The sequence below is a fragment of the Bailinhaonella thermotolerans genome, from assembly GCF_003594875.1.
Lineage (GTDB): Bacteria > Actinomycetota > Actinomycetes > Streptosporangiales > Streptosporangiaceae > Bailinhaonella > Bailinhaonella thermotolerans.
The window spans coordinates 203,087-228,299 of sequence record NZ_QZEY01000014.1 but is presented as its reverse complement, the minus strand read 5'-3'; the positions used below and the strand labels follow the sequence as shown (position 1 = coordinate 228,299).

At 75.4% G+C, this 25,213-nt stretch carries 22 protein-coding genes and 1 riboswitch; of the genes, 6 read left to right on the top strand and 16 right to left on the bottom strand.

Annotated features, from left to right (window positions below; genetic code table 11):
* Positions 1-169 precede the first annotated feature (169 nt).
* A complete protein-coding gene (locus tag D5H75_RS29165; RefSeq protein WP_119929761.1) occupies positions 170-1,093 on the bottom strand; it encodes a cation diffusion facilitator family transporter in 924 nt (307 codons plus the stop codon).
* 159 nt (positions 1,094-1,252) lie between these two features.
* Positions 1,253-1,843, bottom strand: coding sequence for a TetR/AcrR family transcriptional regulator (locus D5H75_RS29160; protein WP_119929760.1), 591 nt, complete (start codon positions 1,841-1,843; stop codon positions 1,253-1,255).
* Positions 1,844-1,938: 95 nt separating this feature from the next.
* Between D5H75_RS29160 and D5H75_RS29155 the strand changes: the two genes are divergently transcribed.
* On the top strand, positions 1,939-2,706 hold the full coding sequence (locus D5H75_RS29155) for an alpha/beta fold hydrolase (protein WP_119929759.1): 768 nt from the start codon (positions 1,939-1,941) through the stop codon (positions 2,704-2,706).
* A gap of 469 nt (positions 2,707-3,175) precedes the next feature.
* Here D5H75_RS29155 and bluB read toward each other — a convergent pair whose 3' ends face one another.
* From bluB to D5H75_RS43555, 9 genes are all read right to left on the bottom strand, one after another.
* Positions 3,176-3,808, bottom strand: a complete 633-nt coding sequence (bluB, locus tag D5H75_RS29150; protein ID WP_119929758.1) for a 5,6-dimethylbenzimidazole synthase — start codon at positions 3,806-3,808, stop codon at positions 3,176-3,178.
* A 106-nt stretch (positions 3,809-3,914) separates the two neighbouring features.
* The gene (locus tag D5H75_RS29145; RefSeq protein ID WP_119929757.1) at positions 3,915-5,321 is read right to left on the bottom strand and encodes an NADH-quinone oxidoreductase subunit N; all 1,407 of its coding nucleotides are present in this window, start codon (positions 5,319-5,321) and stop codon (positions 3,915-3,917) included.
* 91 nt (positions 5,322-5,412) lie between these two features.
* Positions 5,413-6,897 carry a complex I subunit 4 family protein gene (locus D5H75_RS29140; RefSeq protein ID WP_119929756.1) on the bottom strand — a complete coding sequence of 495 codons (1,485 nt, stop codon included), beginning with the start codon at positions 6,895-6,897 and terminating at the stop codon, positions 5,413-5,415.
* Positions 6,885-8,969, bottom strand: coding sequence for a proton-conducting transporter transmembrane domain-containing protein (locus D5H75_RS29135; protein ID WP_119929755.1), 2,085 nt, complete (start codon positions 8,967-8,969; stop codon positions 6,885-6,887). The genes D5H75_RS29140 and D5H75_RS29135 overlap by 13 nt, the downstream gene beginning before the upstream one ends.
* Positions 8,966-9,271, bottom strand: a complete 306-nt coding sequence (gene nuoK, locus D5H75_RS29130) for an NADH-quinone oxidoreductase subunit NuoK (RefSeq protein WP_119929754.1) — start codon at positions 9,269-9,271, stop codon at positions 8,966-8,968. Before nuoK ends, D5H75_RS29135 begins: the two co-directional genes overlap by 4 nt.
* A gap of 4 nt (positions 9,272-9,275) precedes the next feature.
* Complete coding sequence (locus tag D5H75_RS29125; RefSeq protein WP_119929753.1) at positions 9,276-9,803, bottom strand: NADH-quinone oxidoreductase subunit J; 528 nt, start codon at positions 9,801-9,803, stop codon at positions 9,276-9,278.
* Positions 9,796-10,710, bottom strand: coding sequence for a complex I subunit 1 family protein (locus tag D5H75_RS29120; RefSeq protein ID WP_202638602.1), 915 nt, complete (start codon positions 10,708-10,710; stop codon positions 9,796-9,798). Before D5H75_RS29120 ends, D5H75_RS29125 begins: the two co-directional genes overlap by 8 nt.
* Positions 10,703-12,433 carry a hypothetical protein gene (locus D5H75_RS44315; RefSeq protein ID WP_277949979.1) on the bottom strand — a complete coding sequence of 577 codons (1,731 nt, stop codon included), beginning with the start codon at positions 12,431-12,433 and terminating at the stop codon, positions 10,703-10,705. Before D5H75_RS44315 ends, D5H75_RS29120 begins: the two co-directional genes overlap by 8 nt.
* Complete coding sequence (locus D5H75_RS43555; protein WP_242454591.1) at positions 12,424-12,609, bottom strand: NADH-quinone oxidoreductase subunit A; 186 nt, start codon at positions 12,607-12,609, stop codon at positions 12,424-12,426. Before D5H75_RS43555 ends, D5H75_RS44315 begins: the two co-directional genes overlap by 10 nt.
* A 339-nt stretch (positions 12,610-12,948) precedes the next feature.
* Here D5H75_RS43555 and D5H75_RS29100 point away from each other — a divergent pair, with 339 nt between their 5' ends.
* Positions 12,949-14,403 carry an MFS transporter gene (locus D5H75_RS29100; RefSeq protein ID WP_202638601.1) on the top strand — a complete coding sequence of 485 codons (1,455 nt, stop codon included), beginning with the start codon at positions 12,949-12,951 and terminating at the stop codon, positions 14,401-14,403.
* A 21-nt stretch (positions 14,404-14,424) separates the two neighbouring features.
* Positions 14,425-15,039 (top strand): TetR/AcrR family transcriptional regulator, encoded by a 615-nt coding sequence (locus D5H75_RS29095; RefSeq protein ID WP_119929750.1) that lies wholly within the window; start codon positions 14,425-14,427, stop codon positions 15,037-15,039.
* Positions 15,040-15,229: 190 nt separating this feature from the next.
* On the opposite strand, the gene D5H75_RS29090 is transcribed toward D5H75_RS29095, so the two are convergent.
* Positions 15,230-16,399 (bottom strand): 4-hydroxybenzoate 3-monooxygenase, encoded by a 1,170-nt coding sequence (locus D5H75_RS29090; protein WP_119929749.1) that lies wholly within the window; start codon positions 16,397-16,399, stop codon positions 15,230-15,232.
* Positions 16,400-16,478: 79 nt separating this feature from the next.
* Between D5H75_RS29090 and D5H75_RS29085 the strand changes: the two genes are divergently transcribed.
* The gene (locus tag D5H75_RS29085; protein ID WP_119929748.1) at positions 16,479-17,225 is read left to right on the top strand and encodes an IclR family transcriptional regulator; all 747 of its coding nucleotides are present in this window, start codon (positions 16,479-16,481) and stop codon (positions 17,223-17,225) included.
* A 165-nt stretch (positions 17,226-17,390) separates the two neighbouring features.
* On the opposite strand, the gene D5H75_RS29080 is transcribed toward D5H75_RS29085, so the two are convergent.
* A complete protein-coding gene (locus tag D5H75_RS29080; RefSeq protein WP_202638600.1) occupies positions 17,391-19,193 on the bottom strand; it encodes a serine/threonine-protein kinase in 1,803 nt (600 codons plus the stop codon).
* A 225-nt stretch (positions 19,194-19,418) separates the two neighbouring features.
* On the opposite strand from D5H75_RS29080, the gene D5H75_RS29075 reads away from it, so the two are divergent.
* Entirely contained in the window at positions 19,419-20,039 is a 621-nt protein-coding gene (locus tag D5H75_RS29075; RefSeq protein WP_119929746.1) for a mycothiol-dependent nitroreductase Rv2466c family protein, read from the top strand.
* A gap of 295 nt (positions 20,040-20,334) precedes the next feature.
* Positions 20,335-20,478: a hypothetical protein gene (locus D5H75_RS41995; protein ID WP_202638599.1), complete on the top strand. Its 144-nt coding sequence runs from the start codon at positions 20,335-20,337 to the stop codon at positions 20,476-20,478.
* On the opposite strand, the gene D5H75_RS29070 is transcribed toward D5H75_RS41995, so the two are convergent.
* The 3 genes from D5H75_RS29070 to thiC all read right to left on the bottom strand — a co-directional run bounded on the left by D5H75_RS29070 (position 20,479) and on the right by thiC (position 25,067).
* A complete protein-coding gene (locus D5H75_RS29070) occupies positions 20,479-21,384 on the bottom strand; it encodes a hypothetical protein (RefSeq protein ID WP_119929745.1) in 906 nt (301 codons plus the stop codon).
* Positions 21,385-21,675: 291 nt separating this feature from the next.
* Positions 21,676-23,271: an OmpA family protein gene (locus D5H75_RS29065; RefSeq protein ID WP_202638598.1), complete on the bottom strand. Its 1,596-nt coding sequence runs from the start codon at positions 23,269-23,271 to the stop codon at positions 21,676-21,678.
* Positions 23,272-23,450: 179 nt separating this feature from the next.
* Entirely contained in the window at positions 23,451-25,067 is a 1,617-nt protein-coding gene (gene thiC, locus D5H75_RS29060; protein ID WP_119929743.1) for a phosphomethylpyrimidine synthase ThiC, read from the bottom strand.
* A riboswitch (TPP riboswitch) is annotated at positions 25,056-25,172 on the bottom strand. It overlaps the preceding gene by 12 nt.
* Positions 25,173-25,213: the final 41 nt, after the last annotated feature.

Sequence of the window (25,213 nt, the reverse complement as noted above, 5' to 3'; positions counted from 1 at the left end):
CCCAAGCCCTTCTCCACCGGCGCCTACGCCCACACCAACAGCTGACCCCCCGAGGTCACCCCCCACACACCCGCACGCGAAGGCCCCCGCCACCGGAACCACCCGGCAGCGGGGGCCTTCGCCTGCGCATACCCCGGCACCCACCGCCCCCGGCCGTACCGGAGCCGGGTCAGGCGTGGCGGGCGCCTTCGTGGTGGATGTGGCCCGCGGGTTCCAGTTGGAGGGTGGAGTGCTCGACGTCGAAGTGGCCGGCCAGGCACTGGTGGAGAAGGTCCAGGACCCGGCCGAAGTCGCCGTTCGACAGGCAGCGTTCGTCCACCACCACGTGGGCGGACAGGACGGGGACGCCCGAGGTGATGGTCCAGGCGTGCAGGTCGTGCACGTCGGTGACGGACTCCACCGAGAGGAGGTGGCGGCGGACCTCGTCCAGGTCCACGCCCTTGGGGACGGCTTCGAGGAGGATGTCCACGGCGTCGCGGAGGAGGCGCCAGGCCCGGGGGACGATCAGGAGCGCGATGGCGATGGAGACGGCGGGGTCGGCGTAGGTCCAGCCGGTGAGGGCGATGACGACGGCGGCGGCGATCACGGCGATGGAGCCGAGGAGGTCGCCGAGCACCTCCAGATAGGCGCCGCGCAGGTTCAGGCTCTCGGACTGGCCGCCGTGGAGCAGGGCCAGGCCGACGGCGTTGGCGATCAGGCCGGTGACCGCCGCGGCGAGCATGACGGGGCCGCCGACGGGTTCGGGGTCGAGGAGGCGGCCCGCGGCCTCGTACAGGATGTAGACGCTGAGGCCGAGCAGCACCACCGAGTTGATCGCGGCGGCCAGGATCTCGGCGCGCTGGTAGCCGAAGGTGCGGCGGGCGCTAGCGGGGCGGGCGCCGATCCAGATCGCGAACAGGGCGATGGCGATCCCGGCGGCGTCGGTGGCCATGTGCCCGGCGTCGGCGAGCAGCGCGAGGCTGCCCGACACCAGGGCGCCCACGACCTCGACCACCAGGACGACGCAGGTCAGGGCGAGGACGATCGCGAGGCGGGCGCGGTGCCGCCCGGCGGCGGTCACCCCGGCCTGGCCGTGGCCGTGGCCGTGTCCCATGCGCCTCGCCTCCCCCGCGCCAGGCCGTGCTCCGGTGATTCCCCCGGACACCTACCGCGTGAACGGGGCCGCGACACGTCCATCGTGCCCGGAACGCCCCCTCTTCGGACCCCACCCGCCCCCGATCCGGCCCCGGCGCACCCCGGGAACGACCCCGCCTCAGGCGGGCCAGGCGCGCATCGCCAGGTCCGCGACCTGTTCCAGTTCCTCGCGGGTGGCGCCGTCGCATGACTGGGTGGACATGCCCTGCACCACGGCGGCGTAGTACGTGGCCAGGGCGTGGGCGTCGGTGTCCGGGGGGAGGCGGCCCGCGTCGACGTCCGCCTGGATCTTCTGCTCGAAGGCCCGCTTGCTCGCGGCGCGGCCTTCCCGGAGTTCGGCCTTGACCTCCTCCGACGTGACGTTCACGGCGGCGGTGATCACCAGGCAGCCGGGCGGGTGCGAGGGGTCGGAGTAGACACGGGCGGCCTCACGCAGCAGCCGCGCCATCGCGTCCCGCGCGACCGGCTCCTCGGCCAGGGCGCGCACGGTGACCATTCCGTGGGTGCCGGCGTACCGTTCGACGGCCTCGTGGAAGAGCTTGCGCTTGTCGCCGAAGGCGGCGTACAGGCTGGGCGGGTTGATGCCCATGGCCGAGGTGAGCGTGGCGATCGAGGTCGCCTCGTACCCCCGGCTCCAGAACTCGATCATCGCCCGTTCCAGCGCCGCGTCCCGGTCGAACCCCCGCGGCCGGCCCTGCGTCTTCGTCATGGCGCCCATTCTATAGCGGCAGTTACAAAATTGGCGGGAGGTGTGCTACGGTCCTTTTCGTATCGATCACTACAGATCTTTCCCGGAGGGTTCCCATGACCGCCTACGCACGCACCGTTCGCGGCTCCGGTCCCGGCCTGCTCCTCGCCCACGGCGCCGGCGGGGGCGTCGAGGCCAACTTCGGCCCGATCCTGGACGGCCTCGCCCAGGACCACACGGTGGTCGCGATCGACTACCCGGGCACCGGCGCCACGCCCCGGTCCGACCGGCCGCTGGAGCTGGACGATCTGTCCGACCAGCTCGTCGCCGCGGCCGACGCCGAGGGCCTGGACACGTTCGCCATCGCCGGGTACTCCCTGGGCGGCCTGGTCGCGATGCGCACCGCCGCACGCCATCCGGAGCGGGTGACCAGGCTCGTGCTGACCGCCGCCTACCTGCGCCCCGACCACCGGTTCCGGCTCGCCGCCGAGGTCTGGCGCGACCTCTACCGCTCGGGCGACCACGCGACGCTGGCCAGGACCCTCGTCCCCATCAACTTCAGCGCCCCCGCGCTGGACGCCCTGAGCGCCGAGGAGCTGGAGTCCGTCATCGACGGCGCCGCCGCGACCCTGCCGCCCGGCAGCGCCGAGCACGCCGACCTGGCCTCCCGCGCCGACGTCTCCGCCGACGCCCCGGGCATCACCGCCCCCACCCTGGTGATCTCCACGGCCTACGACCGCCTGGTCGAGCCGCACCACCACCGCGCGGTGGCCGCCGCCCTCCCCAACGCCGAGCTGACCGAGATCGCCACCGGCCACCTCCCCTTCATCGAGCGGCCGGACGAGTGGCGCAAGCTCATCAGCGACTTCCTGTCCATAGGCTGACCGGCTCCGGCCGTCTTCATGCGCGGATTGACACGTGTTCGCGCGCGCATCGCCAATCCGGCCGCGGCGCCGCCCGGCAGCATTCGGGGTGTCGGTCCCGCCCCGCCCAAGGAGAAGATCATGCGCCGTCGCTTCGCCGCCGCCATCCTCGCCGTCCTGATGTCCGCCGGTGTCGCCGCCGCCGTCACCGTCACCACGGCCGGTCCCGCCGCCGCCGACAACTCCGACTGCTGCTGACCCACACCCGGCGGATCCCGGAAGGCGGCCCCGCCGAGGCGTTCCTGGAGCCTCGGCGGGGCCGCCTTTCCGCGTCCGGCGGGCGGCGGGCCCCTTTCCGCGTCCGGCGGGCGGTGGGCCCCTTTCCGCGTCTGGCGGGCGGCGGGCCCGCGGCCGTGAGGCGGCGAGCCCGCCGATCCCGTCCGGCGCGGCCGGAGGCCCCGCCGGTCACGTCCGGCGCGGCGGGCGGCCGTCAGGACCACCGTTCGAGCCGGATGTGGTCCTCGACGGCGGACCGCCGCCGCCAGCCGTGCCGTTCCAGGTCCGGCGTCCGCTCCACGTGCGTCACGGGCCCCAGGCAGAGCCAGGCCACGGGCCGCACGTCCGCGGGGATGCCGAGGAGGTCGCGCACGAACTCCTCGCGGTAGAACGACACCCAGCCCACGCCCAGGCCCTCGGCGGTCGCCGCCAGCCACAGGTTCTGCACCGCGAGGCAGACCGAGTACAGGCCGGCGTCGTCGATGGCGTGCCGCCCGAGGACGGCGGGCGCGCCCCGGCCCGCGTCGTACGTCACGACGACGGACAACGTGGACTCCCGGACGCCCTCGATCTTGATGCGCTCGAACAGCGCGGCCCGCTCCCCCTCCAGCGACGCCGCGAACACCCGCCGCTCCCCCTCGACGTGCTCGGCGAACGCCTTCCGGGTGCCCGGATCCCGCACCAGGATGAAGTCCCACGGCTGCGACAGCCCCACGCTGGGCGCGGCGTGCGCGGCGGCGAGCACCCGCCGCAGCGCGTCCTCCGGCACCTCCTCCCCCGTGAACTGCCCCCGCACGTCCCGCCGCCCGAACACCACGTCGTAGAAGTCCCGCATGTCCAGCAGCATGCCGGAAAACCCGGCGCGTCCGAGATCGCCCGCCCGGCATGGTCACGCGAACCCTGGCGGATCGCCGGGCCCGCGTCCGCGTACCGGCCGGCCTTCCCCGGCCCGGCTAGGCGAGGAAGAGCCCGGCCCCGACGCCCAGGAGCACGGAGGCCGCGGCGGCGAGGACGGCCACGCCGTACGGCCCGGCGGCGGGGCGCGGTGAGCGCCCGGGATCCTCCAAGGACCGGGCGGGCCCCGGCGGCGCGGCGGGGGCCGCGCGGAAGGCGGGGGTGAGCCAGCGGAGGTAGTAGAAGAGGCTGGCGACGGTGTTCAGGACGAGGAGGACGGCCAGCCAGGCCAGGCCGGACTCCCAGGCGGAGGCGATGACCAGGACCTTGGCGGCGAAGACGGCGGTGGGCGGGGTGCCGACCAGGCCGAGGAGGCAGACGGCCAGGGCGAGCGCGAGGGCGGGGGCGCGGCGGGCCAGGCCGGCGTGGTCCGCCAGGCGGTCGCGGCCCACGGCGACCACGACCGCGAACGCGCCCACGTTCGTGACGGCGTAGGCCGCCAGGTAGAAGAGCAGGGCGGGGGCCGACAGGGGACCTCCGGCCGCGACCGGGACGAGGATGTACCCGGCCTGGCCGATCGTGGAGTACGCCAGCAGGCGGCGCGCGTCGTCCTGGCGGAACGCCGCCAGGTTGCCCAGCGTCATCGTCGCGGCGGCGACCAGCGCCAGCGCGACCCGCCAGCCCTCGATCCCCGCGAACGGCTCGGCGGCCAGCCGGTACAGCGCGGCGAACGCGCCGATCTTGGGGACGGTGGTGAGGAACGCGGCGACCGGCCGGGACGCGCCCTGCGCCGCGTCGGGCACCCAGAACTGCGCGGGCACGGCCCCGGCCTTCGTGAGCGGCCCCGCGAGCAGGAGCACCAGGCCGCAGCCGACCGCCGCCGCCGGGGCCTGCCCGAGGCGTCCGGCCAGGTCGCGGTAGGCGGTGACGCCGCTCAGGCCGTACAGGAGGGTGACGCCGGCGAGCATGAGGACGCCGAGGAAGGCGCCCATCAGGTAGTACTTCAGCGCGGCCTCGGTGCCCCGCGCGTCCCTCGCGAACCCGGCGAGGGCGTAGCCGGGGACGCCGGCCAGCAGGTACGCCGCGACGAGCACGAGCAGGTCGTCCGCCCCGGCCAGCGCGATCGAGCCCAGCGCGGCGAGCAGGCACAGCGCGTACAGCTCGCTCTCGCGGCGGTTCCCCCGTGCCCACGGGGCGGCGAGGACGAGCACGAGCAGGGTGGACCCGGCCACGACGGCGCGGGCGGTGTGGGTGATCGGGTCCAGCGCGTACGCGCCGAACGCCATGCCGTCGGGACGCCCGGCGGCGAGCCCGGTCGCGGCGAGCGCGGCGGCCAGGGCGAGCCCGCAGATCCAGGCGACGGCCCGCTGCCGCTCGCGGGCCAGGAAGGACCCGGTGAGCAGCCCGGCGACCGCCCCCGCGAGCACGAGCAGCTCGGGCAGCAGATCGAGCGGGTTCTCGGTCACGCCCCGCCCCCGGGCCGTACGGCGGGCGGGGTGCGGCGGCCGGGGCGCGCGGGCGCCGCGCCGGGCCGCCGCGCGGTCTCGGTGGCGGCCATCAGCGGCTCACGAGGGTGACGACGGCGGCGGCGGCCGGCTCCACCAGGTCGAGCAGGGGGCGCGGGGCGATGCCCACCGCCAGGGACAGCGCGAGCAGCGGCGCGACGGCCAGCAGCTCGCGCGGCCGCACGTCGGTGAAGCGCGCGGTCAGCTCGCCGGGGCCGCCCAGGAAGGCCCGCTGGAGCACCCGCAGGAACAGCGCGGCCGTCACCAGCACGCCGGCCACCGCGATCGCGCCCGCCACCGCCGCGCCGGGGATCCCGGTGCCGATCACCCCGGCGAAGATCTGGAACTCGGCGATGAACCCCGACAGTCCCGGCAGCCCGAGCGAGGCGAACGCCGCCACCGCCGTGAGCGCGGTGAGGACCGGCGCGGGCCCGGCCAGCCCGCCCAGCCGGGTCAGGTCGTAGTCGTGCGCCCGGTCCCACACCACGCCCGCGAGCAGGAACAGCGCCCCGGTGACCAGCCCGTGGCTGACCATCTGCGTCACCGCGCCGGTCACCGCCAGGTCCCGCGCCCGTTCGTCCCCGGCGGCGAGCCCGGCCGCGCCGAGGGCGAGCACGATGTACCCCATGTGGTTCACGGAGGTGTAGGCGATCAGCCGCTTCAGGTCCCGCTGCGCCAGCGCCACGAACGCGCCGTAGACCACGCTCACCACGCCGATCGCGATCACCACCCAGGCGTGCCGCTGCCAGGCGCCGGGGAGCACCGGCAGGGCCACGCGCGCCAGGCCGTACGCGCCCATCTTGAGCAGGATCCCGGCCAGGATCGCGGACCCGGCGGCGGGCGCGTCGGTGTGCGCCGGGGGCAGCCACGTGTGCACGGGCACGACCGGCGTCTTCACGGCGAACCCGATCCCGACCGCGAGCAGCACCAGCCCCGCGATCCCCGGCTCGGCCCGGAACGGCGGGCGCGCGGCCAGCTCCACCAGGTCGAACGTGCCGCCGCCGAGGAACAGCCCGATGAACCCGAGCAGCAGCGCGAGCGAGCCGAGGAACGTGTAGAGGAAGAACCGGAGGGCCGACCTCGCCCGGTCGCCGTGCCCCCAGCCGACGATCACGAAGTACATCCCGACGATCGACAGGTCGAAGAACACGAAGAACAGCAGCAGGTCCAGCGCCGCGAACAGCCCCAGCGACACGGCCTCAAGGAACAGGAAGAACGCCGCGTAGGCCGGCATCCGGGGCGTGTCGCGGCCGGTGTAGACGGCGCAGACCAGGAACAGCAGCGCGGTCAGCGCGACCAGCGGCAGGGACATCCCGTCCACGCCCACGTGGTAGCCCGCCCCCAGCGACGGGATCCATCGCAGCCGCTGCTCGTAGGCGACGCCGCCGGGATACCCCGCCCACATCGCCGCCGCCAGCCCGAGGACGGCAGCCGAGACCAGGATCCAGACGGCGCGCGCGGCGGAGGCCCCCAGCCGGGGCAGCGCAGCCAGCACGCACGCCGCCGCCAGCGGCAGGAAGATCGCTACGGAGAGCACGCCGCGCCCACCGCCCCGATGACCACGGCCAGCACGACCAGCGCCACCGCCGCCTGCGCGAAGTAGGTGTGCGCCTGCCCGGTCTGCGGCCGCCGCGCCACCCCGCCCAGCCAGGCCACGCCCCCCGCGACGCCCCGCACCACCCCGTCGAGCACCCCTTCCCCCTCCCGCCCGGACACCCGGGCCACCGCGACCGCCGCGCGGGCCACGCCCCGCACGGCCCCGTCGATCACCCGGTCGTCCACCCAGGCCAGCGCCCGCGCCACCGCCGGCAGCGGGCGCCACGCCACCGCGACCGCCGCCCGCTCCAGCCACAACCACTCCCCCAGCGCCCGCCGCCCATACCGCCCATACCGCCCATACCGCCCGGCCTGCCACCCGCCGCCCGCCGTCCCGCCGCCGGTCCGCCCGCGCCGTACGGCTCCCGCCCGGTCCCCGCGATGCCGCCCGGCCCTCCGCGCGTCGCCGTGCCGTACGGCGTCCGGCCGCGCGTCGCCGTGCCGTACGGCGGGCGGGGCGGCGGGCGCCGGGCGGGCATGACGCCGTACGGCGACGGCGGCGAGGACGGCCAGGGCGAGGACGGCGGAGACGGCGAGCTCGGCGGGCGAGACGAACTCGCCGCGCGGCGGGGAGCCGGTCAGCCGGGACCAGGCGTCCGCCACCGGCGGCAGCGCGACCGCCCCGAACCCGAGCGCCCCCAGCGCCAGCCCCGCCAGGGAGACGCGCCCCGCCGGGGAGATCCCGCGCGCTCTGAGGCGAGGCGGAGACCCGGGGAGCGGTGCCGCCCCGGCCCGCCGGTCGCGGGGCGGGCCCGCCGGCGCGCCCGGGGCGGGCCGCGCCCAGAGGATGAGGAGGGCCCTGGCGGAGTAGGCGGCGGCCGTCAGGGACGCGGCGAGCGCGACGCCGTACAGCGGGAGGGAGAGGGGGGTGACGGCGGTGAGGACGGCGCCCTTGGTGACCCACAGGGCCAGGGGCGGGATCCCGGCGAGGGACAGGGCGCCGGCCGCGAAGGCGAGGCCGGCGAGGCGGTCGCGGCGGGCGGCGCCGCGCAGGGCGGCCAGGGACTCGGTGCCGAGCGTGGCGAGCCAGGCGCCGGCGCAGAGGAAGAGGAGGCTCTTGACGGCGGCGTGGGCGGCCAGGTGGGCGGCTCCGGCCGAGATCGCGGCGGCCCCGGCGGCGAGCACCAGGAAGCCGATCTGGGCGCAGGTCGAGGCGGCGAGCAGTTGCTTCAGGTCGCGCTGGGCCAGGGCGACCAGCCCCAGGGCGAGGGCGGTGAGCGCGCCCGCCCACGCGACCAGGGTGGCGGCCCAGCCGGTGGCGGCGAGGAGGGGCTGGACGCGGAGCAGGAGGTACGCCCCGGCGGCGACCATCGTGGCCGAGTGCAGCAGCGCGGACACCGGGCTGGGGCCGGCCATCGCGCGCGAGAGCCAGAAGGAGAACGGGAGCTGGGCGGACTTGCCCAGCGCGGCCAGCACGATCCCCGCCGCGGCCAGGTCCCGCCACGGGCGCGCGGCCCCGGCGAGCCCGGCGAGCTCCAGCCCCCCGGCCCCGGCGACGGCGAACCCGGCGGCGGCGTACAACCCCAGGTCCCCGGCCCGGGTGGTGACGAAGGCCAGGCCGCCCGCCCGGACGCGCCCGGGGTCGCGCCACCAGAAGCCGATCAGGGCGTACGACATGGCGCCCATGACCTCCCAGCCCATGAGCAGCAGCAGGAGGTCGGTGGCGGTGACCGTGAGCAGCATGGCCGCCGTGAAGATCAGCATGAGGCCGGTGAAGCGGGCCTCGGCGCCCGGGCGGTCCCCGGTGGCGAACAGGAGCACGGCGAACGCGGCCACCGCGACCGTCACCGCCAGCGCCGCCGACAGCCCGTCCACGGCCAGGCCGGACGCGAACCCGCCGACGAGGCGCACGGTTCCGGCGGGCCGGGTCACGGCGGCGGCGACCGCGAGCGCGACGGTCACGGCGGCGGCCAGCGCCCCGAGGGCGGGCGCGGCCCGGTCGGCGCGGCGGCCCGCGACGGCGAGCGCCGCCCCGGCCACCGCCGGGACGCCGGGCAGCAGCCACGCGTTCATCCTTTGAGGTCCCCCGCGTCGTCGGTGGTGTCCACGTCGCGCGCCCGGAAGATCGCGGTGACGACGGCGAAGCCCATCGCCATCTCCAGCGCCATGACGGTGATCACGACGAGCAGCAGCACCTGGCCGTCGGCGGTCCCGGGGGCGAGGAAGTACCAGAAGGCGGCCCCGGCGGCGAGCAGGCCGTTGATCATCAGTTCCAGCCCCATCATCAGCATGACGACGGACTGCTGGGACAGCGCGCCGTACAGCCCGACGGCGAAGAGCGCGGCGGCGAGCAGCAGGTACGCCTCAAGGCCCATGCGCTCACCGGCCCCGGGGGCGGTCGCCGTACCGGTCGTAGCGGCCGCGGTCGGCGGCGAGCACGACGGCGGAGACGATCGTGGCCAGGATCGCCAGGCCGACGACCATCATGACCAGCATCTTCGGTCCCATGATCGACATGCCCAGGTCGCGGGTGGGGTCGGCGGCCGGGACCCCGCGCCGGGCCGGCCACGGAGTCAGGAAGATCCCCGCGACGAGCAGCGCGAACACCGCGCCGGAGATCGCCAGCGCGCCCCGGTGGTTGTGGACCATGGTCATCGGCATGAACCCGGCGGGGTTCATCATGTACATGATCATGAAGACGGCCATGATCATCATTTCCATGACCATCATGAGCACGACCAGAACGCCCAGGTAGGCCAGGTCGATCAGCAGCAGCGCGAGCCCGACGCAGAGGAACGACGCCAGCAGCGCGAACGTCGCCCGCGCCATCGAGTCCACCACGAACACCGCGACGCCGCCCGCCACCGCCGCGACCGCCAGCGCCCAGAAGGCCACCGCCTCAGCCACCGGCCACCACCATGACCGACACGCCCAGCAGTTGCAGCAGCGCCAGCGGGATCAGCGCCAGCCACCCGAACGCCAGGAACCGGTCCACCCGCACCACCGGCAGCCGCCCCCGCGCCCACACCAGCAGCGCCAGCACTGCCGCCGTCTTCACCGGCGACCACGCCCACGCGGGCAGCAGCGGCCCGGCTCCCCCGCCGAGGAACAGCGGCACGGCCATCGCCGCCGCGACGGTGAGCAGCAGGTACCGCCCGGCGAGGAAGACCAGGCGGTCCGGCCCCGACAGCTCCGCCGGGACCCCGCCCGCGACGTCCGCCCCGAGCGGCTGGCCCAGCGGCCCCCAGAAGGCCATGGCCAGCGCCGACACCAGGTAGACGGCGAACGCCACCGGCATCGTCACCGCGAACCACACCCTCTCCTGCGCCGCGACGATCTCCCCCACGCGCAGCGACCCCGCCCCCAGCGCGGGCGCCATCAGCGCGAACATGTGCGGGAGCTCGTAGGCGATCCCCTGCGCCAGGAACCGGTACCCGCCGACCAGCGGATACACCGAGTTCGCGCCCCAGCCGGTCAGCCACAGCGCGGCCCAGCCGCACACCTCCATCGCGTTGAACCACACCACCCCCACGCCGAGGTCCGCGACCGGCTCCCCGCCGAGGGGCACGACCACGCCCGCCAGCGCCGCGACCACCGGCAGCGTGACGATCCCGGCGCGCATCAGCGTCGTGTCCGGCAGCGGCGTCCGCCGCCGCCGCTGGGTGAGCAGCCGCGCCACCTCGCGCAGCGGGCGGGCCGCCTCCCGCCACGGCCGCGCCGCCCCCGCGCCCTCCGGCGAGAGCACCGCCCGCAACGCCGCCGCGCCGTACGCCAGGGCGAGCAGGACGGCCGCGAACGCGAGCACGCTAGACACGCGCCGCCGCCAGTTGCTCCAGGTCCGGGTCCAGGCTCGCCACGATCAGCCGCGCCGCCGCCAGCTCGGCCCCGGTCAGCAGCGCGGGCAGCGCGGCCAGCAGCGCCGCGCTCGGCGCCTCCCCCACCGGCCCCCGGGGGCCGTCCTCGCCCGTCAGCGGCCTCTCGTCCGCCAGCCGCCCCAGCGCGCGGCCGATCCCGTCCAGCCATGTCCCCAGCCGGGCCAGCGCGTCCCCCGGCGTCCCCGCGGGCCCGGTGATCCCGTACGACGCCACGTCCGCGGCCTCGACGACGCCCACCCCGCGGAGCATCCAGCGGAGCACCGCGGACCGCCGCACCCGGCGCGCGAACGCCGCGAACTCCCGGCGCGACCCCGCGCCGCCGCCCCCGCCGCCCCCGCTCCCGCCTCCGCCGCCGCCGCCGAGCAGCGAGTCCCGCATCCGGCGCGCCCGCGACGCCTCCCGCTCCCACCCGGCCACCGCGAGCAGCCGCCCCACCGAGTCCAGATGCGCCGCGGCCCGCCGCCGCTCCCCCTCCCCGACGGTCACGGCCTCCCCCGACCGCGCCCGCAGCCAGGGCTCGTCCCAGTACGACCCCGTGCGGTCCCCGCCGTCGCCGGTTCCGGCTCCGGTTCCGGCCGTGGCCGCGGCGGTGGCCGTGGCCTCCGGCCGTACCGCCGCCTCCTGGACGACGTCCCCCTGCAGCACGAGCTCGACGACCAGCCCCGCCGGCCAGTCCGCCAGCACCGGCCCGAGCGGCACGTGCAGCACGTCCAGCCTCAGCCCATCCCGGTCCCCCGCCCGCCCCGCCATGGGCAGACCCCCCGGCGCCATCCCCGCCATATGCCCCTCATGCCCCTCATGCCCCTCATGCCCCTCATGCCCGCCGTGGCCTCCGTGGCCTCCGTGGCCTCCGTGGCCTCCGTGGCCTCCGTGGCCCCCGTGGCCCCCGTGGCCCCCGTGGCCCCCGTGGCCCCCGTGGCCCCCGTGGCCTTCGTGCTCCTCGTGGCCTCCGTGGGCATCGTGGGTCTCGTGGGCTTCGTCGCCCGGGTGGTCACGGCGGCCCGCATGGTCGCTGTGGCCGTCGCGGCCTTCAGGGTCTCCATCGTCTTCGTGATCGCCATGGTCTCGGTGATCGCCGTGGCGGGTGGGGCCCTCGTGATCGGTGCGACTGTGGCGACGAGGATGGTCGTGACCGGCATGGCCGTCGTGAGCGGCGGCGGCGTTGGCGGGGCTTGTGTGCTGGCCCTGCGGGGCGTCCTGGCGGGGGTGGCCGCCGGGCCAGGAGTGCGGGTGATGCCCTTCGGCCTCGTCCGAGGCCGGGCGGCCGTGGTGGTGCTGGGGGCGTTCGTCGCGGGGAAGGCCGGGGCCGTCAGGGGCGGCGCCGCCGGAGCGGGCGTCGGCGCCGGGGTGGGTCAGGTGGGTGGCGGCGGCGTCGAGGGCGGCGGTGATGTCGTCGGCGGTGGCGGTGGCGGGGAGGGCGGCGCGGGCGCGGGGGCCGGGGAGCTGGTTCCAGACGCGAGAGAGGGCGTCGGCCAGGTCCGGGGCGGGGTCGCCACAGGTGAGGAGGACGCTCGCGGCGGCGGGCGACAGGGCGGCGGGCCAGCGGCGGCGGGCCAGCTCGGCCTCGGCGAGGACGCGCGCGCGAGTCCCTCCGGGGGCCGTCACGAGCAGCACGTGGGGCCGCCGCGCGCCCTGGCGGAGGAGGAACCGCGTCAGGCCCACTCGAACGCCCCCTCCCGCCAGGCGTACACGACCCCGACCATGAGCAGCGCGAGGAAGACGAACATCTCGACCACCGCGGCCACGCCCATCTCCGCGACGACGAGCACCCACGGGTACATGAACACCATCTCCATGTCGAAGGCGAGGAAGACCAGCGTCGCGACGTACCACCGCACGTGAAACCGCGACAGGGCGTGCTCCCGGGCCCGCTCCCCCGAGAGGAAGGCCCCACCCCCGCCAAGGCCGCGAGGGGCGAGCAACGCGCCCAAGGCGTACACCCCCGCGACCACCGCGCCCACCCCCAGCCCCACCGCCGGCACGCTCACCCAACCCCCCACCCAGCGCCTCCTCCCGCGTCTGCCCCCGCTGCTATCCCCCACCCACCCCCCTAAACCCCACAGGGCGGTGAGCCGCGCCGGGCTGGCGTGCGGTGGCGTTCGCTCAAGCCGTACATACCTGTTCGGATTCCTGTGTTACCTTAACGCGAACATCAGTGTTCGAGTTAAGGAGTGGGGATGATGACGGGTCATTCCGGGGGGCACCACCAGCACCCGCACGGGGAAGCGGCGGCCGTGGGGGCGGGGCGGTGGTGGGTGCTGGGGTTGCTGTGCCTGGCGCAGTTCATGGTGATCCTGGACGTCACCGTGGTGAACATCGCGTTGCCCGCCATCGGGGCGGATCTTGCGCTCGGGCGGGAGGCGGTGACCTGGGTGGTGACCGCGTACACGCTGCTCTTCGGGGGGCTGCTGATGTTCGGCGGGCGGCTGGCCGACCTGCTGGGGCGGCGGCGGGTGTTCCTCGCCGGGCTCGTGCTGTTCACCGCCGCGTCGCTCGCCGCCGGGGTCGCCGGGTCCGGCGCCGGCCTGATCGCCGCGCGAGCCGTACAGGGCGTGGGCGCGGCGCTGCTCTCCCCGGCGGCGCTGTCCATCGTGACCACGACGTTCCACGGCGCGGAGCGGCACCGCGCGCTCGGCGTGTGGGCGGCGATCGGCGGCGGCGGGGCGGCCGCCGGGGTGCTCCTCGGCGGCGTGCTCACCTCCGGGCCCGGCTGGTCGTGGGCGTTCTTCGTGAACGTGCCCGTCGGGGCGCTGGTGGCCGGCCTCGTGCCGGTGTTCGTGCGCCGCGACGCCGCGCGGCCCGGGCGGCCCGGGCGGCGCGGCATCGACCTGCCGGGGGCGCTCCTCGTGACCGGGGCCACCGCGCTGGTCATCTACGGGCTCGTCCGCGCGGGTGACGGCGGCTGGGCGTCCGCCGCCGTGCCGCTGCTCGCCGGGATCGCGGTGGCCGGGGTGTTCGTGCTGGTGGAGCGGCGTACGGCGGAGCCGCTGGTACGGCTCGCGCTGCTCGCCCGACGGCCGGTGGTCGCGGGGAACCTGGTCATGCTGGGCGCGTCCGCGCTGCTGTTGTCGGCGTTCTTCCTGACCTCGCAGTACCTCCAGCACACGGCGGGGCTGAGCGCGCTCGGCACCGGGTTCGCGTTCCTGCCCGTCGCCGTCGCCACCGTGGCCGGGGCGCACCTCGCGGGGCGGCTGATCCCGCGGACCGGCGCGCGTCCGGTCGCCGCCGCCGGGTTCCTGCTGGCGGCGGCGGGGCTGTGGCTGCTGTCGCGGCTGCCCGCCGCACCGGACGTGCTCGCCGACGTGGAGCCGGGGTTCACGCTCACCGGGCTCGGGCTGGGGGCGGCCTTCGTCACCGCGACCACCACGGCGATGTCGCACGTGTCGCACGAGGAGGCGGGCCTGGCCTCCGGGCTGATCAACACCGGGCACGAGCTGGGGGCGAGCCTGGGCGTGGCGATCATGTCCACGGCCGCCGCCCCGGCCGTCGCCACCGCCGCCGCGCCGGCGTCCGCGTTCGGCGACGCCTACCTCGCCGCCGCCGTGATCGCCGCCGCCGTCACGCTCGCCGCGTCCGTCCTGCTGCCCAAGGGCCGCCCGCCCGCGCACGACGGCCCGATCTTCGCCCACTGAACAGGCCATATCGTTCTGTCCATGGCCAACGACAGCGCCCCCCGCCGCTCCGCCGCCCGTACGGCCGAGCGGCGGCGGCGGGCGGACGCCGAGCGGAGCATCGCGGCGATCCTGGACGCCGCGCTGGACGCCGTGAGCGAGCGCGGCGACGTGAACATGAGCGAGCTGGCGCGGGCGGCGGGGGTCGGCCGGGTCACCCTCTACACCCACTTCCCGGGCAAGGAGGACCTGCTCGACGCGGTCATGACCCGCGCGATCGAGGACGCGAACGCCGTGCTCGCGGAGGCGGAGCCCCCGGGCGGCCTCCCGGCCCGCGACGCCCTCGCCCAGGTCATCCGCCGCGCGTGGCCCGTCCTCGACCGGTACCGCCGCCTCCACACGGCCGCCGCCCGCGTCCTCGGCGCCGAGCGCATGCGCGCCCACCACGACGCGCCGATGCGCCTGGTCGCCGGCCTCATCGACCGGGGCCGCGAGGAGGGCGGCATCCGCGCCGACCTCCCCCGCGACTGGCTCATCACCGTCGTCTACAGCACCCTCCACGCCGCCGCCCTGGAGGTCGACGCCGGCCGCCTCACTCCCGCCGAGGCTCCCGAAATCCTGGTCGCCACCCTCCTCCCGGCCCTCTCCCCCACCTGACCCCGGCCCCCTCCGAAGGACGCCTCCCCACCCCCGGGGCCTCCCGCCTCCGCCCCGCGCCCTGTGCCCTGCGCCCCGTCCCCTCCCGCCCGTGATCTCGCGATTCCGCCGCCACGCCGGCACCACGCCAGGCTCCGGCCGGGGAGGGGCCGGGCGGAAACGCACGATCACGGGATGGGTGGGGGCAGGGTCACGGCCTGTCGAAGGGGAGGCCCACGTAGTTCTCGGCGAGGGTGGTGGCGGCGGCGCGGGAGGAGGTGACGTAGTCGAGGTGGGAGCGCTGGAGACGGCGGCCGTAGGCGTCGTCGGAGTCGAACGTGTGCAGGAGGGTCGTCATCCACCAGGAGAAGTGCTGGGCCCGCCAGACCCGCGACAGGCACGTCTCCGAGTAGCCGTCGAGGAGGTCCGTCGTGCCGTCCTCGTAGAAGCGGGCCAGCGCCTCCGTCAGGACTCGCACGTCGGCGACCGCCAGGTTCAGCCCCTTCGCGCCGGTCGGGGGCACGATGTGCGCGGCGTCCCCGGCGAGGTACAGCCTGCCGTACTGCATGGGCTCGGCCACGTAGCTCCGCATCGGGGTGACGCCGCGCTCGATGATCTCGCCGGTGGCCAGCGTGAACCCCGGCACGGTCTCCAGCCGGGCCTTCAGCTCCGCCCAGACGCGCTCGTCCGGCCACTCCTCCAGCCGCTCGTCGGGGCCGACCTGGAGGTAGAAGCGGCTGATCTCCGGCGACCGCATGCTGTGCAGCGCGAACCCCCGGTCGTCGCGCGCGTAGATCAGCTCCTCCGAGGACGGCTTGACCCGCGCCAGGATGCCCAGCCACGCGAACGGGTAGTCGCGCTCATACTCCGTCAGGACCCCCTCGGGTATGGCCCGCCTGGAGATCCCGTGGAACCCGTCACAGCCCGCCAGGAAGTCGCAGTCCAGCCGCTCGTCCCCGAAGGTGATGTACGGCGAGGCGGTGCCGATGTCGTGGACCGCCACGTCCTCCACCTCGAACCGGATGTCGCCGCCGTACGACAGCCGCGCCGCGATCAGGTCCTTGACCACCTCCTGCTGGCCGTACACCGTGATCGCCCGGCCGGGCACCAGGTCCTCGAAGGCGACGCGGTGCCCGGCCCCGCCGTACCGCAGCTCGATGCCGTGGTGCCGCAGGCCCTCCCGCAGCAGCCGGTCCGCCACGCCCGCCTCGACCAGCGTGTCCACCGTGCCCTGCTCCAGCACGCCCGCGCGCACGCGGCGCTCGACGTACTCCCGGCTCCGCAGCTCCAGCACCACGGAGGAGACGCCGCGCAGGTGCAGCAGGTGCGCCAGCAGGAGCCCCGCGGGCCCGGCGCCGATGATTCCGACCTGAGTTCGCATGGCCCCAGCATTCCGCGTACGGCGGGGCGCGGCGGAGGGCCCGCTTCCACTGGACGGAAGAGTCCCCCATAATCCCGCTATGTCCGGCGGTTCGCGCGAACCGGGGCGGTCGGTGACGTCCCGCGTCCTCGCCATCCTCAGCGCCTTCGACGGCGACCACCGCCGCCTCACCCTGACCGAGATCGCCCGGCGCTCCGGGCTGGCCCTGAGCACCGCCCACCGTCTCGTGGCGGAACTGGAGGCCGGGCGGGCGCTGCGCCGTACCTCCGACGGATCCTTCTGCGTCGGGCCGCGCCTGTGGGAGCTCGGCCAGCTCGCCCCGGGCAGGCTCCAGCGGGCCGCCCATCCCTGGCTGCTCGAACTCTTCTCCGCCACCGGCGAGAACGTCCACCTCGCGGTCCGCGACGGCATGGAGGTCCTCTACCTGGACAAGGTGTACGGCCGCCGGGCCGTCCCCATCGTCTCCCGCCCCGGGGGCCGCCTCCCCATGCATCCGACCGGGGTGGGACGCGCCCTGCTGGCGTACGAGCAGGACTGGTTCATCGCCTCCTACCTGTCCCGGACCCTGGAGCGGCCCACGCCCCACACCGTCACCGAGCCGGGCCGCCTGTCCCGCGAGCTGGCGGCGATCCGCGCGCAGGGCTACGCCCTCACGTACGAGGAGATGACCGTCGGCTCCTGCTCGGCGGCGGCCCCGATCCTCGTCGAGGGCCACCCCGTGGCCGCCGTCGGCGTGGTCCTGTCCAGCCACCGGTCCCGGGAGCTCCCCCGCCTGGTCAGCCCGCTCCTGAGCACGGCCAGGAACATCGCCGCCGCCCTGGCCTGACCCCCGGCGCGATCGCCCCGCCCCCGGCCCCGCCCCGCACGGGTCCCGCGCCCGGCCGTCCGGCCACCGGGGCCGCCAGAGCCACGCTGAGCCAGGGCCGCGTTGAGCCGCCATGGCCGCGTTGAGCGGCCAGAGCCGCCGGGACGCCGGCCGCCGGGACGCCGATCAGAGGAAGCCGAAGGAGCCCCCCACCGCGTCGGCGAGGGCCTGGAACCTCTTCTCCTGCTCGCGCCCGACCCCCGTCGCGGTGAGGGCGACGACGATCCGCCGCTCCGTCGCCTCGCTGACGAGCATGCGGGCGAAGACGAACCTGCGGCCGCCGTCCTTGAGCGTGTAGGTCGCGTGCCAGTCCGCCCGGGTCCAGCCCGGCGGCATGTCCGACTCCACCAGGGACTCCTCCGCGGGCCGCCGGCCGCCGGGCGCGGGCAGGTGCTCCTTCCGCCACCGCTCCAGCTCGGAGAAGGCCGTGCCCCCGGCGCGCTCCAGGTCGCCGGACTGCGCCTCCAGCCGCCAGTCGCCCGCCTCGGCGCCCTCGTCGTCGAAGAACACGTGGACGCCGTCCGTGTCCCGCACCTCGACGCTGCCCCACTCCCTGGGCACCTTGAGGGTGAACTCCCGGTCGTCGTCCCGGTACGCCGTGAGCTCCGGCAGGCTCCGCGTCGCGCCCCGGTCGCCGCCCGTCTTGCCGCCCGAACCGGGCAGGCGGGAGGCGTCCGCCCCCGCCGCGCTCCCCCTCGGCCGCTCGCCCGCCGGCGGGGCGGCCGTCGCGGACGGCCCGGCCTTCGCGCCGTCCCCGGGGTCCTCGTCGCCGCCCAGGGTCAGCCCGGCCAGGCCGGCCGCCGCGAGCACGAGGACGGTCGCCACGCTGCCCAGCACCACGCCGCGCCGGGACCGTTCCGGGTCGCGCCGCCGCCTCCGGCCCCCGGGCACCCGACCGGCGCGCGCGGCCCGTACGGCCCGCCCGGGGCGCGCTCGCGCTCCCGGAGCCGCCTCCGCGGGCTCTTCGCCCGCCGCGGCCGTCCCATCGGGAGGGGTGGGGGCATCCGTCCCGGCCGCGGCCCCGGCGGCGGAGGTGGGCCGGGCGCTCGCGAGGTGCGGCACGCCGTCCACGACGGCCAGGACGGGCGCGCCCGGCAGGTGCGGCACGGCCTGGAGATGCGGAGACCCCGCCGCGTCGTTGGCGGCCACGAAGCGGCGCAGCTCCTCCGCGGCGGCCTCGGCCGTGAGGCGGAGCGCCGGGTCCGGATGCAGCAGCCCCCCGATGACCGGGCGCAGGCCGGCCGCGCGCGAGAACGTGAGGGGCTCGGCGTTGACGATCGCCGCGAGCGTCGCGGGCAGGCTCTCCCGCTGGAACGGCGGGACGCCCTCGACCGCCGCGTACAACGTCGCGCCCACCGACCACAGGTCGGCGGCGGCGGTGGCCGGGCGCCCGCGCAGCCGTTCGGGCGACATGTAGGCGGGCGAGCCGAGCATCTGCCCGGTGGCCGTGAGACTCGGATCCTCCTCGGCCACCGCGATCCCGAAGTCGGTCAGCACCACGCGGGAATCGCTGAGCAGGATGTTCGCGGGCTTGATGTCGCGGTGCAGCACGCCGGCCCGGTGCGCGGCCTCCAGCGCGTCCAGCACCTTCAGGACGATCTTGGCCGCCTGCGTCTCCGAGCGGGGGATCACCGCCTCCAGGGCGTGCCCGTCCACCAGCTCCATCACGATCCACGGCCGCCCGCTCGACTCCACCACGTCGTGCACCGTGATGATCCCGGGGTGGTTCAGCCGCGCCGCCGACCGCGCCTCGCGCAGGGTCCGCTCGACGGACTCCGAGGACAGCGCCGCGCCCGGCGGCAGCCGTACCTCCTTGACCGCCACCTGCCGCCCCAGCAGCTCGTCCCGGGCACGCCACACCGAGCCCATCCCGCCCGCGCCGACGACGTCGAGCAGGCGGTAGCGACCCACCAGGAGCGATTCCGACATATCGCTGTTATATACAGCAAAGATCAGAAGACAGTCCACGCGCGCACATCCCCTCCCACCGCTCAGGCTCATGCCGTACGGCGAATGCCGGACCAGGCTCATGCCGTACGGCCCGCGGGGCTTCCCCGGCGCGGGCCGTACCGGGGGCTCATGGCGTACGCGGGCTCAGGCCGTACGGCGGGCGCGGGCTTTGTGGCGCGGGGGCGGAGGAAGGATCATGGGGGGATGAGCGCGGAGCGGCGGTGGACGGCGGACTTCTGGTTCGATCCCTCGTGCCCGTACACCTGGCTGGTGTCGCGGTGGCTGGTCGAGGCGGCCGGGGCGCGCGGGGCCGAGGTGCGGTGGCACGTGATGAGCCTGTCGGTGCTGAACGAGGGGCGGGACGACGACCCCGAGGGGGACCCGGAGGGTTACCTGTGGGTGCCGGTGCGGATCTGCGCCGCCGTGCGGGAGCGGTACGGGCAGGAGGCGCTCGGGAGGTTCTACACCGCGCTGTGGACCGTCGGCCGGTCCGGCGACTGGCTCGGGGACCTGGAGGGCTCGCTGGAGCACGCCGGGCTGCCGCGCGAGCTGGCCGCCGCCGGGATGAGCGAGGAGTACGACGGGGTCGTGCGGGCGTCGCACGCCGAGGCGATGGCGCTGCTGCCGGGGTCGGGGACGCCGGTGACGGCGGTGACCGGCCCGGACGGGACGCGGGCGGCGTTCTTCGGGCCGGTGGTTTCACGGGTGCCGCGCGGGGAAGAGGCCGGTCGGCTGTGGGACGCGGCGGTGGCGATGGCCTCGGTGCCGGGGTTCCACGAGTTCCGGGGACAGCCGCACGCCGAGCCGGTGTTCGAGGAGGGGTGACCGGGCCCGGGACCGGCGCGGGCCCTGCGGACCCGCGGCCCCGATCCGGGTCAGGCCCCTGCCAACCCGGATGGATGCCGCTTGGAGGTATGAATCCGGACCTTCCGGGGATTTAGCAACCATCTACCCTCAACCGCCTCCGGCCGGGGTTATAGAAACCTTCCGTTTTAGCTACCTATAACGTGCTGACCTGCGGGAATGTACCGAGCCTCACATTCCCCGCGTTGCTCGCACATCCTTCCGAGGAGGGAGTGCCAGGCGACCTCCGGGGGATCGGACACGGGGGGAGGCCACAGTGCCGCCAACGGGGTTCAGCGACCAGGGATTCAGCGACCAGGAGTCGCGTTACTGGAAGATCAGAACCGTTCTCGAATGGGCGAAGTTCGGCCTGCACATCGGGTTCACGGTCCTGAAGGAGTGGTGGAGGCCCCGGGACTGATCACCGGTTCACGTCGTCGGAGCCGAACGTGATCGGATCGGTGATCTCGACCGGGAACGCCTCCAGGCGCGGGTCGGCCAGCAGGTCCTCGACCAGCGCGGCCGGCCCGCCCAGGTAGGCGGAGTCCAGGTCGATCTCCACATTCACGCACCACGCCCGGTCGTCCGGCCAGAACAGGTTCGGCGCCTGGGACCAGATCTCGTCCCAGTCCGGCTCGCGGACGGCGTCGAGCGGCCCCTCCAGCAGGATGTACTCCCGGCCGGGCAGCTCCACCTTGGGCCCGTTCAGCACCTCCGGCGGGAACGGGGCGTCACCGGGCTCGCGCGGCTCGCCCGCCGGGCCGCCGGCCGAGCCCGAGTCCGAGCCCGCGCCCTCGCCCTCGTCCTCGTCCGGGGGGGCGAGCGAGGCCGTCAGTTCCAGGGAGTCCCCGGCGTCGGGCCCCGCCGACCATTCGCCGGGCTTCTCCTCCGTCATGAACGCCACGATCGAGCCCCACGCGGACGGCTGCAGGAAGGCGTACCCGTCCCACAGGCAGATCCAGCACCGCTCCGCCGTACGCGTGTGCCGGGCGAGCACCTCGCACAACGCGGTCAGGAGCTCCGGCCGCGGGTCCCCGGCCCCCGGGGGCTCGTCGAAGGGCGGGTCGCCGGTCCCCGCGCCCGGGGCGGGCCGGCTGATCGAGGCGAACTGCGCGCGCGGATGCAGCGTCCGCCCCGCCCAGGCGGCCACGTCCGCCCACCGCACCGGCCGGTCGTCGTCCCGCGTCGCGGGGTACAGGATCCGGGCGTACCGCTCGAATCCGGCGGGCACGAGCGCGCCCACCCCGGCTCCGAAGTCGCCGACCCCGTCCACGACCCACCGCGCCGGGGTCAGGTCGAACACGGGCCGCATCCGAGAAGAGGTCATGCCCCCACTCTCCCGGACCCGCCCGCCTCCCCGCCACGACCCGCCCCCGATCACCCCCATGTGTCGCCCCCGTTCGCCCCCCGAGGCCCCATTCGAGCGCTTCCCGCACGGCGAAGCCACCGGCCGGTTCCGTACGGCGGCTCCGTACGGCGGGCGCGGGGCGCGGACCCGTCCCGCAGGGCGGAGCGCGGGCCGGTCCGGTAGGGCTGGGCGCGCGCCGGTCCGGCCCGGCGGGCGGCGGCCGAGCCGGTGCGCGCCGGGTGCGCGCGCCCCGCCGTACCCGGTCGGCCCTCAGCGGACGATCGGGATCGTGCGGCGGCCCAGCCCGGCCACGTCCAGGTCGATGGACGTGCGGTCGTCCGGCGGCGCGGGGAAGTAGACGTAGGCGCGCGTCGTCTCGCCCGGGTCCAGCGCGCCCACCACGTTCTCGACGAAGGAACCGCCCGCCTTGACCGGGTGGTAGCGCGCCCGCGTCGCCGGGTCCAGCAGGGTGAACGCCCGCAGGCTCGCCCCGTTCGAGAAGTCGTGGCTCCCCTTCGCGAACGGCTGCGGCTGAGCGAGGCTGAAGCCGTCCCCGTACTTGTTGGTGACGTCGAAGCACGCCACCAGGTACGCCCCGTCGCGGTAGAACGGCAGCACGTCCACGCGCAGCTCCCGCTCCCTGACCGGCGCCCAGTCGAACGACGCCACCGGCGCGCCCGGCGTGGCCCGGAAGCGCGCGGGGCCCAGTGTGGACCCGCGGATCCGGCCGGTGACCGCCGGCTCCGTCGTGGTCGTGCCCGCGCCGTGCCGCCTGATGGTGTACGACACGTCCACGCGGCGGTTCCGCGCCCGGCCCTCGGGATTGTCGGAGCCGTCCGGCCGCCGGTTCGCGGCGATCGGCGCGGTCTCGCCCTTGCCCTCGGGGCTGTACCGGTACTCCGTGCCGAGGCGGGCCGCCAGGTGGCCCCTGACGGCCTGGGCCCGCCTGAGCGACAGGGCCAGGTTGTAGGAGTCGCCGCCCTTGTCGTCGGTGTGGCCCACGATGCGGATCGGCGGTCTGGCCGGGTCCGCGCGCCGCCGCGTCTCCTCGGCCACCTCGTCGAGCACGGCCGCCGCCTCCGGGCTCAGCGTCGCCTTGTCGAACGCGAACAACACGTCGGTCCGCAGCCCCACGGTCTCGGTCGCGCCCTCCTGGGTGGTGGTCTTCCGCGGGGTCTCCACCAGCTCGGTCAGGTCGGCCGCCCACGACCAGACCTTCCCCGACGGCGGTACCACCGGCCACTGGAACGCCTCGCCGGCCTTCGGCTCCGCCGTACCGCGCGGCCTGGCCACCGGGGCGGCCCCGCCGTCCTTGACCGGGACGCCCGTGATCGGGGGGAAGCCCATGCCGGGCGCGACCGTGACGGCCCTCGCCTCGGGCGGCAGCGGCGGGAAGTACACCTCGGCCGGGTACCGCACCCCCGGCGCGAAGTCCTCGGGGAACCCCGTCCCCGCGAGCGTGTGCCGGGTGCCGAACGCCAGGCCGTTCCAGTCGTTCTCGCGCAGCGTGTGGTAGATCTTCCGGCCGACGGGATCGAGCAGCCGGAACGCCGAGAAGTCGCTGGGCGAGCCGCCCGCGCCGAAATGCCCTCGCGCGTCCCCGCCGCCCGTGTTCGTGATCTCCATCCGCAGCACGGTGACGCCGGGCCCGCGCTCCACCGCCTTCACGTCGATCCTGAACGGCTCCGCGACGTAGAACCCGGCCATCCCCCGCACCGTGTACGCCACGGGCGCGGCCCCCGGGGCCGGGGACCCGGCACGCGTCGCCGCCGGCCGTACGCGCTCCGGGGGCGGGTCCCCGGAGCCGCAGGCGGCGCCGGCCAGCGTCACCGTCATCAGCAGGGCGACAGCACGAAGGGCGCGCATCCGGACACAACCTCCCATCCGCCGATCAACCGCGCCCCACCGTAGTTCCGGCCCTTGCACCCCGCTTGCAACTCCCTGATCACCCCGGGCCGCGGGGGCGGTCCGGGGTGGGGTGACGGCGTGCCGGATATATACGTATAAATCCGGGCAGCAGGCACGGCGCCGGTGACGAGAACCGTCTAGGCGGGGTCCAGTGGGAGGTAGACGCGGCCGCCCCGGTCCGCGAACTCCGCGGACTTCTCCCGCATGCCCTCCGCGATGGCGTCCTCCGCGGCCGGCCCCCGCGCCTCGGCGTACGCCCGCACGTCCTGCGTGATCTTCATGGCGCAGAAGTGGGGGCCGCACATCGAGCAGAAATGGGCGGTCTTGGCCGGGGCCGCAGGCAGCGTCTCGTCGTGGTAGGCGCGGGCCGTGTCCGGGTCGAGGGCCAGGTTGAACTGGTCCTCCCAGCGGAACTCGAACCGCGCGTCCGACAGCGCGTCGTCCCACGCCTGCGCGCCCGGATGGCCCTTGGCCAGGTCCGCCGCGTGCGCCGCGATCTTGTACGCGATCACGCCCGCCTTCACGTCGTCCTTGTCCGGCAGGCCGAGGTGTTCCTTCGGCGTGACGTAACAGAGCATCGCGGTGCCGTACCAGCCGATCATCGCCGCGCCGATGGCCGAGGTGATGTGGTCGTACCCGGGCGCGATGTCCGTGGTCAGCGGGCCGAGCGTGTAGAAGGGGGCCTCGCCGCAGAGCTCCTGCTGCAGCCGGACGTTCTCCTCGATCTTGTGCATCGGGACGTGCCCGGGGCCCTCGACCATGACCTGGCAGTCGTGCTCCCACGCGATCCGCGTCAGCTCGCCCAGCGTGCGCAGCTCGGCGAACTGCGCCTCGTCGTTCGCGTCGTGGATCGACCCCGGCCGCAGCCCGTCGCCGAGCGAGAACGTCACGTCGTACTCGGCGAAGATCTCGCACAGCTCCGCGAAGTTCGTGTAGATGAAGTTCTCCTCGTGATGCGCCAGGCACCACGCGGCCATCAGCGACCCGCCCCGGCTCACGATCCCGGTCTTCCGCCTCGCGGTGAGCGGCACGTACGGCAGGCGCACGCCGGGGTGGACGGTCATGTAGTCGACGCCCTGCTCGCACTGCTCGACCACGGTGTCGCGGAACACCTCCCACGACAGCCTGGCCGGGTCGCCCTTCACCTTCTCCAGCGCCTGGTAGATCGGCACGGTCCCGATCGGCACCGGCGAGTTCCGCAGGATCCACTCCCGCGTCTCGTGGATGCGCCTGCCGGTGGACAGGTCCATCACCGTGTCCGCGCCCCACCGGATGGCCCACCGCATCTTGTCCACCTCCTCCTCCAGCGAGGACGTGGTGGCCGAGTTCCCGATGTTCGCGTTGATCTTCACCAGGAACCGCCTGCCGATGATCATCGGCTCGGTCTCGGGGTGCCTGCGGCCGGCCGGCAGCACGGCCCGCCCCGCCGCGATCTCCTCGCGCACGACCTCGGGCTCGACCCCTTCGCGGATCGCCACGAACTCCATCTCCGGCGTGATCACCCCCCGCCGCGCGAGCCCCCGCTGCGTCTCCCCCGGCCGCCGCGCCGCGATCCACGGCTCCCGCAGCCTCGGCAGCCCCCTCTCCAGATCGACCACGTGCTCCGGATCGGTGTACGGCCCCGACGTGTCGTACAGCACGACGACCCCGCCGTCGGTCAGCGGCACCTCCCGCATCGGCACCCGGACCCCGGCCCTCCCCCCGGCCAGATACGTCTTGCGAGCAGGCAGAACAGACCCATCAAAGACGGTCATCCGAAATACTCCCTACGCCGGCATTACCCGGTCAGGTTCCAGCGGTCGGCAGCGCCTACATCTGCCCTCTCAGCCCGGTTGCCCCGGGCTCCCGCGACGGTCGATGCACGACACCGGGAGTCACCCCAGCTCGCGCACCACCCCAT